The organism is Phenylobacterium ferrooxidans, from assembly GCF_042714595.1.
Lineage (GTDB): Bacteria > Pseudomonadota > Alphaproteobacteria > Caulobacterales > Caulobacteraceae > Phenylobacterium > Phenylobacterium ferrooxidans.
On sequence record NZ_JAOTJD010000049.1, the window covers coordinates 21538 to 34952 of the forward strand.

The following is a 13415-nucleotide window of genomic DNA, read 5'->3' on the forward strand; positions in this document are numbered from 1 at the left end:
AGTTGCTGCCCACTATTTGGGCAGGCTTCCGCCCAAGTTGAAAGCACCTTGCGCGTCTCCAGCGGGGTGACAAGGCAAGGTGACCCGAGATAGACCCGGGACGGGGACGGCAGGGATTCTTGAACCTTGGGACGACTGGTCTTCGCCGTCGCCGCCTCAGCGGCGCTTTGTGTCCAAGGGACGCCTGACTCCGCGCACGCAGAGGCGCCGAAGGCTGCCGTCGAGGGCGAACTGTCTGACAGCCTGCGCGACGCCATCACCAATGCGGTGGGCGAGACCGACAAGCCCATCGAGAACCGCTTCGAGGCCCGTAGGCGCGCCCGTGAGGCCGCCGAGGACGCGGTCGCCGTTCTGCGGTCGGAGGGCTATTACGCCAACACCGTCGAGGCCGAGGTCACCGAGACCGAGCCCGCCCAGCCGGTGGTCAAGGTTGCGCCCGGCCAGCGCTTCACCATCCAGGACCCCAAGGTCGAGTGGATCGCGCCGGAGCCCGCGCCGGGCGTGCAGATCGCCGGCGAGGCGGTGCTGGGCCTGGCCAACGGCCAGGCCGGCAGGGCCGCCGACGTCCTGGGCGCCGAGGGCCGCATCGTGGCCGCGGTGCGCAAGCGCGGCTATGCCGACGTGACCTTTGGTGACCGCCAAGTGATCGTCGACCATGCCGACCACAGCGTCCGCCCCACCTTCCGCATCGTCTCGGGCGAGCTGGTGCTCCTGGACGGCATCGACCTGGTGACGCCGGGCCGGACAAATCCCACCTGGCTGCGCGGCTTGGCGCCGTGGAAGGCGGGCGAGCCGTACGACCCCGACGACGTAGGCGAGCTGGAGCGCCGCCTGCTGGACACCGGTGTCTATGACAGCGTCACCGTCGCCCTGGCCGGCAAGGAGAAGGCGACCGCAGAGGGCCTGCGCCCGGTGATTGTCAGTATCTCCGACCGCAAGCGCCGCACCCTCGAACTGGGCGCCAGCTATTCCACCAGCGAGGGGGTGGGGGCCGACGCCCGCTGGACCCGCTACAACGTGCTGGGCCGCGCCGACACGCTCTCCTACTACGGCCGCGCCTCCACGGTGGACAGCCGCCTGGGCGGCGAGCTGACCCTGCCGCACTGGCGCCGCGCTCAGCAGACCCTGAAGGGCCAGGCCGGCCTCTATCGCGTCCACACCGACGCCTATGACGAGACCGGCGTAGGCGTCCGCGCCGATATCGAGCGCCGCTTCGGCAAGACGTCCCACGTCACGGTCGGGGCGTCCCTGGACTACAGCGAAACCCAGGAGCTGCAGGCGGTCACCCTGTCGTCCCTCGGCCGCAAGCTTGTCACCGCCTCGGTGCTGGGCGCCATGGCCCTCGACCGCTCCGACGATCCCCTGGATCCCAAGCGCGGCTGGCGCGTGGAGGCGCGGCTGGAGCCGACCCTGATCGTCGGCGCCGACACCTTGCCCTATCTGAAGGCCCAGTCTCAGGGCTCGATCTACTTCCCCTTCGACGAGAAGGGCCGCACCGTCGTGGCCGGCCGCCTCAAGCTTGGCTCGGCCATCGGCGGCCTGATGCCGGAGGTTCCGGCCTCGCGCCGGTTCTATTCCGGCGGCGGCGGCTCTGTGCGCGGCTACGCCTACCAGGCCATCGGCCCACGCCTGGCCGACAACACGCCTCAAGGCGGGCTCTCCCTGTTCGAGGGCTCGGTGGAGCTGCGCCAGAAGATCGGCAAGCGTTGGGGCGTGGTGGCCTTCGTGGACGCAGGCTCCGTCGGTTCCGACCAGATCCCCAGCTTCAAGGACCTCAGCGTCGGGGCCGGCATCGGGGTCCGCTATGACCTCGGCTTTGGCCCCATCCGCGCCGACATCGCCATCCCCCTGGAGAAGCGCAAGGGCGACGCCGCCTTCCAGATCTATCTCAGCATCGGGCAGAGCTTTTGACCGGCCCGTCCGACATCGAGGAGGTGGTCCACGAGGTGGAGGCCGCCGTGGTGGAGGTCGCCCGCAGCCGCGGCCTGCCCAAGGCGATCCTGGCCATCTGCGCCGTCATCGCCCTCGTGCTGTCGGGCCTGCTGCTCACCACCCGCTACGGCGTCCTGCTGCCCCAGGGCCGGATGCTGATCGAGTCGCGCGCCAACGGCCTTAAGCTCGGCCGCTTCGGGTCGCTGCGGATCGAGGGCCTGTCCGGCGACGTCTGGCGTCATTTCTCCGTGCGCCGCCTGACAATCTCCGACGAGAAGGGCGTCTGGCTCGAGGCGAAGAACCTCGATATTTCATGGTATTACGCCAAGCTCCTGACCCGAAAGCTGCACGCCGAGACGATCACCGCAGAGCAGGTCACCGTCCTGCGCCGCCCGACCCTGACGCCCAAGCAGAAATCCAGCGGACTGCCGGTCTCCTTCGACATCGACCTCATCAAGACCCGGCTCGAGCTGCAGCCGGCCTTCAGCTACCGGCGCGGCGTCTACGATGTCACCGCAAGCCTCGACGTCCAGCGGCGCGGCCGGGGCCAGCAGGGCCGCGTCTCCGCCGCCAGCGTCCTGCACGCCGGCGACCACCTGGATGTGCAGTTCGACTTCGGCAAGACCCGGCCCCTGCTGCTGGTGGCCGATGTCCATGAGGCCCAGGGCGGGGCGCTGGCTGGGGCGGCCGGTCTCCCCGTGGATCAGGCCTTCGACCTCAAGGCCCGCGCCGACGGCAAGATGTCGGCAGGCAAGCTGACCGCCGTCGTCACCTCCGGCGCCGCCACCCCCCTGGAGATGCAGGGCGCCTGGACGCCAGAGGGCGGGCAGGCCAAGGGCCGCCTGGACCTCACCGCCTCGACCCTGACTCGCAAGCTCTCGGCCCGCCTGGGCCCCCAGGCCCTGTTCGTGATCACCGGCGCCAGGGCCGAGCCCGGCCTGCATGACCTCACCGCCCGCGTGCAGTCGGCCAACCTGACCCTGGTGGCCAGGGGCAGGGGCAATATCGGTGAACGCCGGACCGGCCCAAAGGGCCTGGCGCTCACCCTGGACACCGCCAGCCTCTCCAAGATCAGCGGCGGGCCGCAGATGGGCCCCGCGCGGGCCGCTGGCGTCCTGACCGGAACCGCCGACGACGCGCGCTTCGTCGGGACCCTGTCGGTGGATCGCCTGAAGCTCGGATCCTACGGCCTGGACCGCGTCAGCGGTCCCATCCAGCTCACCCGCAGGGCGGGCGTCCTGGGGGTGAAGGGCCAGGCCAGCGGCGTGGGCGGGAAGGGGACCGGCGTGCTCGCCGCCATCCTTGGCGCCAGGCCCACCGCCAGTTTCGACGCTCAGCGCCTGGCCGACGGCCGCTTCTCCCTGCGCGACCTGCAGGCTGCCGGCGCGGGCCTGAAGGTCCAGGCCAGCGGCGGCCGCGGCCTGATCGGCGGTCTCAACTTCAAGGGCAAGGCTGAGGTTTCCAACCTCGCCGCCGCCCGGACCGGCGCCAAGGGCTCGGCGTCGGCCACCTGGAGCGCCACCCAAGGCGGCCCCGGCAAGCCCTGGACCCTGACCGCCGACGCCCGGGGCGCGAAGTTCGCCTCCGGCTATGCTGAGCTCGACCGCCTGCTGGGCGCCTCGCCCCGCGCCTCGGCCAAGGGCAATATCCAGGACGGCAAGATATCCCTGGCCAGCGCGGAGCTGAACGGCGCGGCCGTCAAGGCGACCAGCGCCGGCGTCCTCGAGAACGGCGCCCTGAAGTTCAAGCTGGACTGGTCCGCCGATGGCCCTTTCCGCGCCGGCCCCGTGGAGATCACCGGCAAGGCCAGCGGCTCCGGCGCCGTTACCGGCACGCTCGGGGAGCCCCGCGCCGACCTGCTGGCCGACTTCGAGGCCCTGGACGTGCCGCGCCTGCCGTTGAAGGCCGCGCACATGACGCTGACCTTCATGCGCCGCCCCGACGGCTCCAGCGGCCTCGTGACCCTGGCGGCCACCAGCGAATTCGGCCCGGCCGTCGCCAAGGCCGCCTTCCGCTTCCCCGAAGGTGGTGTCGATCTCAGCGACCTGGCCATCGACGCCGGCGGTCTGAAGGCGACGGGCGCGCTCGCCCTGCGCCGGTCCACGCCGTCGTCGGCCGACCTGGCGATCAGCCTCACCAAGGGCGCCTTACTCGACGGCGGACAGGTGACCGGGGCGGTGAAGATCGTCGACGCCTCGGGCGGCCCACGCGCCAGCCTCGACCTGCGGGCGCAGAACGCGGTCCTGCCGGGCTCCCGGGTCGCCATCAGCGCGGGCCGCCTTACCGCAGACGGTCCGCTCGCCCGGCTGCCATATGCCGCCGACGTCAAGGGCGCCTCGAGCAACGGCCCCTGGGCCTTCAATGGCAAGGGGGTGATCACCCAGGCCAGGCCCGGCTACGTCATCGGCTTCGACGGCATGGGCCGTTACGGCCGCCGGGACCTGCGAACCCTGGACACCGCCGTCTTCAAGGTCGGCGGTCCCGAGCGCAGCGCGCGCCTGCGCCTGGCGGCGTCCGACGGCGGCGAGATCGACCTGGACGGGCGGCTAGCCGGCGACACCGCCCAGGTCCGCGCCCAACTGCGCCAGCTGGGCCTGGGCCTGTTCAACGAGGACCTCACCGGCAAGGTCGACGCCGAGCTGAACCTGGCCGGCAAGGGCGCCCGCCTCGACGGGACCCTGGCCGCCAGGCTGGAGGACGCCCGCGCCAAGGGCTCCGACGTCTCCCAGGGCCTCGACGGCGTGCTCACGGCGCGCCTGGCCGACAGCAGCATGGTCATCGACGCCGACCTCTCCAACACCGGAGGTCTCAAGGCCACCGCCAACCTGGTCCTCCCGGCCGAGGCCTCGGCCGCGCCCTTCCGCGTGGCCCTCAATCGCCAGAAGCCGATACAGGGCCGGGTGTTCGCCGACGGCGAGGTCAAGCCCCTGTGGGACCTGCTGGTGGGCGGCGAACGCGAACTGGCGGGCCGGGTGCGGCTGGAGGGGACCCTGGGCGGAACCCTGGCCGACATCAAGACGCGCGGCGAGGCCTCAGTGGACGACGGCCGCTTCTCCGACGGGGCCACCGGCCTGGTGCTGCGCGAGGTGATCGTGCGCGCGACCCTCACCGACAATGTGATCAACGTCTCCCGCGCCACCGGCGCCGACGGCCATGGCGGCTCGGCCACCGGCTCGGGGCGGATCAGCCAGGATGGGGTCAGCACCTTCAAGCTCAATCTCACCGCTTTCCGGCTCATCGACAATGATCAGGCCACCGCCTCGGCCAGCGGTCAGGTCACCCTGGACCGGGACGTCGCCGGCAAGGTCCGGCTGGCGGGCAAGCTGCTGGTGGAGCGGGCCGATATCTCGGCCCGCACGCCGACCCCGTCGGGCGTGGTGGCCATGGACGTCATCGAGGTCAACAAGCCCATGGACCTCGGGGTCGCGCAGCAGGCCGTGGCGCGGCAGGGCCTGGGGGTGAACCTCGATGTCACCCTGACCGCGCCTCGCCGGATCTATCTGCGAGGCCGCGGCCTGGACGTGGAGCTGTCCCTGGACGCCCATGTCGGCGGAAACACCAACCGCCCGGTGCTCTCCGGCGTCGCCCGCGTAGTGCGCGGTGAGTACGACTTCGCCGGCAAGCGGTTCGAGTTCGACCAGCGTGGCGTGGTCTATCTGGCCACCTCCACTCGGGATATCCGCCTCAGCCTCTCGGCCACCCGCGACGACCCCTCCCTGACCGCCGTGGTCAGCATCCGGGGCACGGCGGCCAAGCCGGAGATCACCCTGAACTCGACCCCGACCCTGCCCAATGACGAGGTGCTGTCCAATGTCCTGTTCGGCCGCTCGGCCTCGCAGCTGTCGCCTCTCGAAGCCGCTCAGCTGGCTTCGGCCCTGTCCTCTCTGGCCGGCGGTGGCGGCTTCGACGTCATCGGCAACCTGCGCAACTTCGCCGGCCTCGACCGTCTGGCGGTGGGCGGCGGCGACGAAAGCGGTATGACAATTTCCGGCGGCAAGTATCTGACGGAAGACGTTTATCTGGAATTGACGGGTGGCGGTCGCGAGGGACCCTCGGCTCAAGTCGAGTGGCGCGTGCGCAAGAACCTGTCCATCATCTCCAAGCTAGCCAGCCAGGGGGACGGCAAGCTCGCCGTGCGATGGCGCAAGGACTACTGATGCTGCGGACCGTGTTGATCGGGACCGCGGGGTTGCTGGCGCTGGCCGCCTGCGACACGCCGCTGAAGCCGCCGACCCACACCGGCGTCTGCTGGCGCCTCGCCCCGGCGATGAACGGCGCCCAGGACTTCCGGCCCATGTCCAACAGCGTGCCCAACCTCCAGGCCTGCGCCATCCAGCTCGAGGGCCTGCACCTCAGGCACGGCGCGCCCGTCACGGGCGCCTATCAGGGTCAGATCATCTACGTGACCGAGGATCGGATCGAAGCCGCGGCCAGCAGCAAGGCCCGGCGCTACCAGCTCTTCACGCCAGAGCAGCGGGCCGAGGTGGACCGGGGCCTGAAGCTGCTGATGGGAGCGGGCGACAACTGACTCCTTCCCGCCGCCGAGGGGAAGTTATCTGGCCGCGTAGGCCTGGGTGCCGCGCGTGAACACCTGGTCGCCAGGCGCCACCGCCGCGATTGGAATATCCCCCGACCTCGCGAGCCGCTCATAGAGCGCCCCGAAGTCCTGCAGCGTGGCGTCGAGCAGGGCCTGCAGGGACGGGACCACGAAATAGACCTGCTGGAAGTCGTCGATCCGGTAAGGGGTGCGCATCACCCGCTCCAGGTCAAACCCCAGCCGGTTGGGGGAGGGGTCGTCCAGGGCGAAGATCGACTCTGCGTGGGACGAGACGATGCCCGCGCCATAGATCCGCAGGCCGTCCGGTGTCTCCAGCAGGCCGAACTCGACCGTGTACCAGTAGAGCCGCGCCAGGTTGTGCAGCTGGCCCCGGTCCATCGCCTTCAGACCCCCCGCGCCATAGGCCTGCATATAGTCAGCGAAGGTGGGATCGGTCAGCATTGGGACATGGCCGAAGACGTCGTGGAAGATGTCCGGCTCCTGCAGGTAGTCCAGCTGCTCGGGCTTGCGGATGAATTGGCCCGCCGGAAACCGCCGATTGGCCAGGTGCTCGAAGAACACCTCGTCGGGGACCAGCCCCGGGACCGCCACCACGCTCCAGCCGGTCAGGCGGTCCAGCTCCTCGTTGATCCGCGCGAAGTCGGGAATGCCGCCGCGATGCAGGTCCAGGGCGTCGAGCCCGTGCAGGAAGGCGTCGCAGGCTCGTCCGGGCAACAGCCTGGACTGGCGCTCATAGAGGGTCATCCAGACCTGGTGCTCAGTCGGCGTATAGGCCGCCCAGTCCTGGTCGATGGTCCAGTCGGGCCGCGCGCCCGGAGGCGGGGTGAATCCGTCAGCGCTCATTCCGGCAGAATGGGGCCAATCGTCCGGAAGTTCCGTTCGAACTGCGCGGCTTTTCGGAGGCCGCTCGCGAAAACCTTGCGCGGAAGCAGGTCAGGGAGGTGGGGATTGCCTTCCCGGCGTCCCCCACATGGCGGGGGAAGGGGGCGGCGAGCAGGCCCGTTCGCCGGCTAGTGGCTGATCCGCGGCCGCAGGGTGTAGTGGCCTTCGTTGAAGCTCTCGAAAATGAGGGGCGCCTGCGGGTGGCCCACGGGTTCCCCGCTCTCGTCGGGCAGCAGGTTCTGCTCGGAGACGTAGGCGACATAGGAGTTGTCATCGTTCTCGGCCAGCAGGTGGTAGAACGGCTGGTCCTTGCGCGGCCGGATGTGCTCCGGGATCGATAGCCACCACTCCTCGGTATTGGCGAAGGTGGGGTCGACGTCAAAAATCACGCCCCGGAACGCGAACACGCGGTGCTTGACGACATCGCCGATGGCGAACTTGGCCAGCCGGATATCCGCGATCGCCGCGGGGTTGGGCAGGTGGCCAGCGTTTGGCTTTTCGAGTCGAGCGTCCATGAACAGAATCTACACCGTCGTACCTAACTGGGAGGTGAACGTAGCGCTCACGCGTCCGTGTTCAAGAGCGCGCCTTCCGGCAGGCGAATGGTCTTGCTACAGTCGCCTTGAAACGAGGCGCCCGTACCGGCGACTGCGAAGGCCCTAAGGTTGGTCCATGTCTGAGGCGCGCAGAAACACGCGATGCGTGTTTCGCCCTCATTTTGTAAGCGCTTGCCGGGCGCCTGAATGAGCGATCCTGCTGGAAGCGCGCCCGCGCCCGACGCCGTGAGGCATGGCCGGGACAGGTCTGCCAATGACGCGCCCTGCTACGGCGCCCTCGACCTCGGCACCAACAATTGCAGGCTCTTGATCGCCACCCCGTCCGGCAAGAGCTTCCGGGTGGTGGAGGCCTATTCGCGCATCGTGCGGCTGGGGGAGGGGCTCACCCAGAGCGGCCGCCTGTCGGAGGTCGCCATGGAACGCGCCATGGCCGCCTTGAAGGTCAGCGCTGAAAAGGTCCGCCGCCGGAGGGTCGTCAAGCTCAAGGCCATCGCCACCCAGGCCTGCCGCATGGCTGAGAACGGCCAGGAATTCATCGACCGGGTCTTCGAGGAGACCGGCATGCGGCTGCAGATCATCGCCCCCCGCGAAGAGGCCCAGCTCTCCGTCGCCGGTTGCCTGAACCTGCTGGACACCACCGCCGACGCCGCCCTGGTGGTGGACGTGGGCGGCGGCTCCACCGAACTCTCCTGGGTGGACCTCAAGGGCGAGGGCCTGGGCGGTGAGCTCAGCACCTTCGCGGCCTCGAAACTGCCCATCAAGGCCTGGCTCTCCATCCCCATCGGTGTCGTCACCCTGGCCGAGCAATTCCCGGAGGGCGAGACCGCCACGGAGGCCTGGTTCCGCGCCATGGTCGACCGGGTGAAGCTCGACCTCGCCGCCTTCCGTCACGCCGACCCCATGAGGCCGATCTTCGATGAGGATCGCGCCCACCTGATCGGCACCTCGGGCGCCATCACCAGCCTGGCCGGCATGCACCTGCGCCTGCCGCGCTATGATCGATCCCGCGTCGACGGCATCTGGATGACCCGTGACGAGTGCGAGGGGGCCGCCAACCTGCTGTTGAACCTCACCGCCCAGCAGCGCGCCGACCAGCCCTGCATCGGCCCCGACCGCTCCGACCTGGTCTTGGCCGGCGCCGCCATCCTCCAGGCCGTGCAGGAACTCTGGCCTTGCACCCGGGTGCGGGTCGCCGACCGCGGCCTGCGCGAGGGCATACTGATGTCCCTGATGTCCGAGACCGGCGGCGGCCGCCGCCGCAAGCGCCGCCGCGGCCGTCGCGGCAAACCCCTGGCCCAGGCCGCCGAATGACCGACGAACTCCCCCCGGCCCGCAAGCGCATGGTCAAGCCGCCCATGGGCGGCACCGAAGAGGGACGCGGCAAGCCCGCGCGCCTGAAGACCGCCAAGATGCGGACCCCGTCCTCCCAGGCCTGGCTGTCGCGCCAGGTCAACGACCCCTTCGCCGCCAAGGCCCGGGCCCACGGCTATCGCAGCCGCGCGGCCTACAAGCTGACCGAGATCGACGATCGGCTGCACCTGCTGAAGCCCGGGATCCGGGTCATCGACCTGGGGGCGGCGCCCGGCGGCTGGACCCAGGTTGCGGTCGAGCGCGGCGTCACCAATGTCGTGGGCGTCGACCTGCTGCCGGTCGATCCCATCTCGCCGGCCCAGATCATCGAGATGGACTTCACCGATCCCGCCTGCGGTCCGCTGCTGATCGAGATGCTGGGCGGACCGCCGGACGTGGTGCTGTCGGACATGGCCCCCAACACCGTCGGCCACCGCAAGACCGACCACCTGCGGATCATGGGCCTGATCGAGATCGGCGTGGACTTCGCCATCAGCGTGCTGAAGCCCGGCGGGTCCTTCATCGCCAAGGCCTTCCAGGGCGGCGAGACCTCCCTGGTTATCGCCAACCTCAAGCACCACTTCACCGAGGTGAAGAACATGAAGCCCAAGGCCAGCCGCGCCGACAGCTCCGAGACCTATCTGGTGGCGACGGGGTTCAAGGGGCGGAAATAGTATTCCGGTCATCCCCGCGAAGGCCGGGATGACCGGAGTAGAGGCTCGATCCTCACCCCGATTTGCCGCTAATCTCCCCCAACAACAAAGGGGGAGGCGACAATGGCTGACGGTTCGGTGGGCGGCTTCACGGCTGACAGATATTCCAAGGTCCGCGAGGCCTTCCAGGCCAACCTCGATTCCGGCGCCGATGTGGGCGCCTCGTTCTGCGCCACCCAGGACGGCGAGACGGTGATCGACCTCTGGGGCGGCTGGGCCGACGCCGAGCAGACTCGGCCCTGGCAGAAGGACACCATCGTCAACGTCTACTCCACCACCAAGACCATGACGGCGCTGACGGCCCTGCTGCTGGCCGACCGCGGCGAGCTCGACTTCGATGCGCCGGTGGCCAGGTACTGGCCGGAGTTCGCGGCCAACGGAAAGGCCGACGTCAAGGTCAGCCACCTGATGAGCCATTCCGCAGGCCTCTCGGGCTGGAAGCAGCCGATCACCACCGAGGATCTCTACGACTGGGAGAAGGCCACCTCCCTGCTGGCCGCCCAGGCCCCTTACTGGGAACCCGGCACGCAGCCCGGCTACCACGCCCTGACCCAGGGCTACCTTGTGGGCGAGGTCGTGCGCCGCATCACCGGCGAGTCGCTGGGGACGGTGTTCCGCCAGGAGATCGCCGAGCCCCTGGGCGCCGACTTCCACATCGGTCTGCCGGCCAGCGAGGACGCCCGCGTCGCCAATCTGATCCCGCCGCCCGCCGGGGGCGGCATCGCCGACGGCGAGCAGACCGAACTGGTCGCCAACATGTCGCGTAATCCCGGCATCGACCCGCTGGCCACCCGGACCCGGGCCTGGCGCGGCGCGGAGATCCCCGCCGCCGGCGGTACGGGCAACGCTCGCTCCGTGGCCGAGATCCACGTGCTGCTGGCCAATGGCGGCGTCGCCAAGGGCAAACGGATTCTCTCCGAGGCCGGCTGCCGCAAGGCTCTCGAACTGCAGGTGGAGGGGACCGACCTGATCCTGGGCGGCCCGGCCCGCTTCGGCATGGGCTTCGGCCTGCCCAGCGCCACGGTCCCCATGCGTAATCCCAACAGCATCTACTGGGGCGGCTATGGCGGCTCGTTGATCATCATCGACATGGATGCGCGGACCACCGTCGCCTACGCCATGAACAAGATGGCCCCCACCACCACCGGCGACATGCGCGCCTTCAGCCTGATGGCGGCGATGGGGTAGGGGGAAGGCGCCCTTCTCCCGCAAGGGGAGAAGGGCGATGAAGGGCCGCGCTCAATATCCCTACGCCAGCATGCGCACCTTCGGCTCGCGGTCCCACTGGCGGGTGCGGGCCGGCGGGATGAAGCCGTCGGCGCCTGCCGCCAGGTCCACGATCCCGGCGTCCGGCTCGACATTGGCCTTGTCCAGCAGCGGCTGGGCCTCGGATGTGAAGCCGATGGCCTTCAGGTGGACGAAGGCGTTGGACACGAAGTCCGTCGCCGCGCTCTCCTTCAGCAACTCGGCGCAGCCGGCCTCCGACAGCACCAGGGCCACGGCGTCGAACAGCACCGAGGGGGTCCCGGCCAGCTGACCGTCGGCCGGCAGCATCTTGCCGTCCTTCAGCGTCACGCCGCCCACCTTGGGGGCGATGATCTTGACGCTGGCCCCTTCAGCCAGCGCCGCCTTCTTCACCGCATTGATCACCGCGCCGTCGGCGCCGTCGGTGACCAGGATGCCTACCGCCCGGCCGTTCAGGGTCTCGGGATACTTGCCGACGATGCGCAGGGCCGGCGAGGCGTCCATGTCCACGGGCTTCACCGCAGCCTCGGCCTTGGCCGGCAAGCCCATGGCCAGGCCGTCGGCCACGCGCTGGGCCAGGTCAGTGTCGATGTTCTGCAGGTTGCCGAGGATGCGAAGCCGCACATGCTCGAAGCTGCACTTGGACAGCTCGAACACCAGGGCGCTGGCCATGTGGGCCTGCTCGATGGTGGTCTGGGAGGCGTAGAACAGCCGCGCATGGCTGTAGTGATCGGCGAAGGTCTCGGCCCGCAGCCGCACCTTGGGCCCGTCACTCATCACCTGGGCCGTCCGGAAGCCGCCCTTGGGGTCCTCGCGCGGGCCGCCCGGTTCGCCCACAAGGCCCAGGCTGTTGGGCTCGTAATTGGCCCGGCCGACGGGGATATCCATCTGCATGTGCCCGTCGCGCTGCAGGTTCTGGAAGGGGCAGCCCTTGGCGCGGTTGATCGGCAGCTGGTGGAAGTTCACCGAGCCCAGCCGCGACAGTTGGGTGTCCTGGTAGGAGAACAGCCGTCCTTGCAGCAGCGGGTCCTCCGAGGCGTCGATCCCCGGCGGCATGTTGGTCGGCAGGAAGGCCGCCTGCTCGGTCTCGGCGAAGAAGTTGTCGACGTTGCGGTTCAGCACCATGCGCCCGATCACCTTGATGGGGACCAGCTCCTCAGGGATCAGCTTGGTGGCGTCCAGGATGTCGAAGGCCAAGGCGTCGGCCTCAGCCTGAGACAGCAACTGCACGCCGAACTCCCACTCGGGGAAGGCGCCGCTGTCGATGGACTCAAACAGGTCGCGGCGGTGGTAGTCCGGATCGGCGCCGGCGATCTTCACCGCCTCGTCCCAGCAGGTGGACTGGGTCCCCAGCTTCGGCCGCCAGTGGAACTTCACAAAGGTGGCCTCATCCTTGTCGTTCAGCAGCCGGAAGGTGTTGACGCCGAAGCCCTCCATCATCCGCAAGCTGCGCGGAATGGTCCGGTCCGACATCGCCCACATGATCATGTGCATGCTCTCGGGCATCAGCCCGATGAAGTCCCAGAAGGTGTCGTGGGCGCTGGCGGCCTGCGGATAGCCGCGGTCGGCCTCCATCTTCACCGCGTGCACCAGGTCGGGGAACTTCATGGCGTCCTGGATGAAGAACACCGGGATGTTGTTACCCACCAGGTCCCAGTTGCCCTCCTTGGTGTAGAACTTCACAGCGAAGCCGCGGACGTCGCGGGGCGTATCGACGCTGCCCGCGCCGCCGGCCACGGTGGAGAAGCGGGCGAACAGCTCGGTCTTCACGCCGACCTCGGTGAGGATCTTGGCGCGGGTGTACTTTTCCAGCGACTCCGTCAGCTCGAAGAACCCGTGCGCCGCCGAGCCGCGGGCATGGACGATCCGCTCTGGAATGCGCTCATGGTCGAAGTGCTGGATCTTCTCCCGCAGGACGAAGTCCTCCAGCAGGCTGGGCCCCCGCGCGCCGGCCTTCAGCGAATTCTGGTGGTCGCTGATCGGCACGCCGAAATTGGTGGTCATCCGCGCCTCGGGCGCGCTGGCGGTCTGGTGCAGTTCGCCGCCGGCCCCGATGTGCGAGGTCGCGGCGCCGGCGGGCGGGGTCTTGGGCTTGGTCATGTCTAGAGCGGGCCGCGTTTTGACGGAATCGGGATTCCCAAATCAGGGCTGATCTGATTCATCCTCTCTGCTGGAGGA

The 13415-nt window shown here is 69.3% G+C and carries 9 protein-coding genes; 6 read left to right on the forward strand and 3 right to left on the reverse strand.

Going from position 1 to position 13415, the window contains the following annotated elements:
* Nucleotides 1–126 precede the first annotated feature (126 nt).
* From OCL97_RS19910 to OCL97_RS19920, 3 genes are read left to right on the forward strand one after another with little or no spacing between them, the layout of a single operon-like run.
* Nucleotides 127–1911 carry an autotransporter assembly complex protein TamA gene (locus OCL97_RS19910; protein WP_370868449.1) on the forward strand — a complete coding sequence of 595 codons (1785 nt, stop codon included), beginning with the start codon at nt 127–129 and terminating at the stop codon, nt 1909–1911.
* Complete coding sequence (locus OCL97_RS19915) at nt 1908–6089, forward strand: translocation/assembly module TamB domain-containing protein (RefSeq protein ID WP_377371477.1); 4182 nt, start codon at nt 1908–1910, stop codon at nt 6087–6089. Before OCL97_RS19910 ends, OCL97_RS19915 begins: the two co-directional genes overlap by 4 nt.
* Complete coding sequence (locus tag OCL97_RS19920; RefSeq protein WP_377371478.1) at nt 6089–6460, forward strand: hypothetical protein; 372 nt, start codon at nt 6089–6091, stop codon at nt 6458–6460. Before OCL97_RS19915 ends, OCL97_RS19920 begins: the two co-directional genes overlap by 1 nt.
* Nucleotides 6461–6484: 24 nt before the next feature.
* On the opposite strand, the gene phhA is transcribed toward OCL97_RS19920, so the two are convergent.
* Complete coding sequence (gene phhA, locus OCL97_RS19925) at nt 6485–7333, reverse strand: phenylalanine 4-monooxygenase (RefSeq protein ID WP_377371479.1); 849 nt, start codon at nt 7331–7333, stop codon at nt 6485–6487.
* A gap of 167 nt (nt 7334–7500) precedes the next feature.
* Nucleotides 7501–7887 carry a heat shock protein HspQ gene (gene hspQ / locus OCL97_RS19930; RefSeq protein ID WP_304781552.1) on the reverse strand — a complete coding sequence of 129 codons (387 nt, stop codon included), beginning with the start codon at nt 7885–7887 and terminating at the stop codon, nt 7501–7503.
* Between the two features lie 228 nt (nt 7888–8115).
* On the opposite strand from hspQ, the gene OCL97_RS19935 reads away from it, so the two are divergent.
* From OCL97_RS19935 to OCL97_RS19945, 3 genes are all read left to right on the forward strand, one after another.
* Complete coding sequence (locus OCL97_RS19935; RefSeq protein ID WP_377371480.1) at nt 8116–9240, forward strand: Ppx/GppA phosphatase family protein; 1125 nt, start codon at nt 8116–8118, stop codon at nt 9238–9240.
* Entirely contained in the window at nt 9237–9953 is a 717-nt protein-coding gene (locus OCL97_RS19940) for an RlmE family RNA methyltransferase (RefSeq protein WP_304781546.1), read from the forward strand. The genes OCL97_RS19935 and OCL97_RS19940 overlap by 4 nt, the downstream gene beginning before the upstream one ends.
* Before the next feature lie 102 nt (nt 9954–10055).
* Entirely contained in the window at nt 10056–11180 is a 1125-nt protein-coding gene (locus OCL97_RS19945; RefSeq protein WP_377371481.1) for a serine hydrolase domain-containing protein, read from the forward strand.
* A gap of 60 nt (nt 11181–11240) precedes the next feature.
* Here the strand turns inward: OCL97_RS19945 and OCL97_RS19950 are convergent, their stop codons facing one another.
* Nucleotides 11241–13337 carry a catalase gene (locus OCL97_RS19950; RefSeq protein ID WP_377371482.1) on the reverse strand — a complete coding sequence of 699 codons (2097 nt, stop codon included), beginning with the start codon at nt 13335–13337 and terminating at the stop codon, nt 11241–11243.
* Nucleotides 13338–13415: the final 78 nt, after the last annotated feature.

Coding starts and splice junctions, on each gene's coding strand:
- OCL97_RS19920 (WP_377371478.1), top strand. CDS start 6,089: ATGCTGCGGACCGTGTTGATCGGGACCGCGGGGTTGCTGGCGCTGGCC.
- phhA (WP_377371479.1), bottom strand. CDS start 7,333: ATGAGCGCTGACGGATTCACCCCGCCTCCGGGCGCGCGGCCCGACTGG.
- hspQ (WP_304781552.1), bottom strand. CDS start 7,887: ATGGACGCTCGACTCGAAAAGCCAAACGCTGGCCACCTGCCCAACCCC.
- OCL97_RS19935 (WP_377371480.1), top strand. CDS start 8,116: ATGAGCGATCCTGCTGGAAGCGCGCCCGCGCCCGACGCCGTGAGGCAT.
- OCL97_RS19940 (WP_304781546.1), top strand. CDS start 9,237: ATGACCGACGAACTCCCCCCGGCCCGCAAGCGCATGGTCAAGCCGCCC.
- OCL97_RS19945 (WP_377371481.1), top strand. CDS start 10,056: ATGGCTGACGGTTCGGTGGGCGGCTTCACGGCTGACAGATATTCCAAG.
- OCL97_RS19950 (WP_377371482.1), bottom strand. CDS start 13,337: ATGACCAAGCCCAAGACCCCGCCCGCCGGCGCCGCGACCTCGCACATC.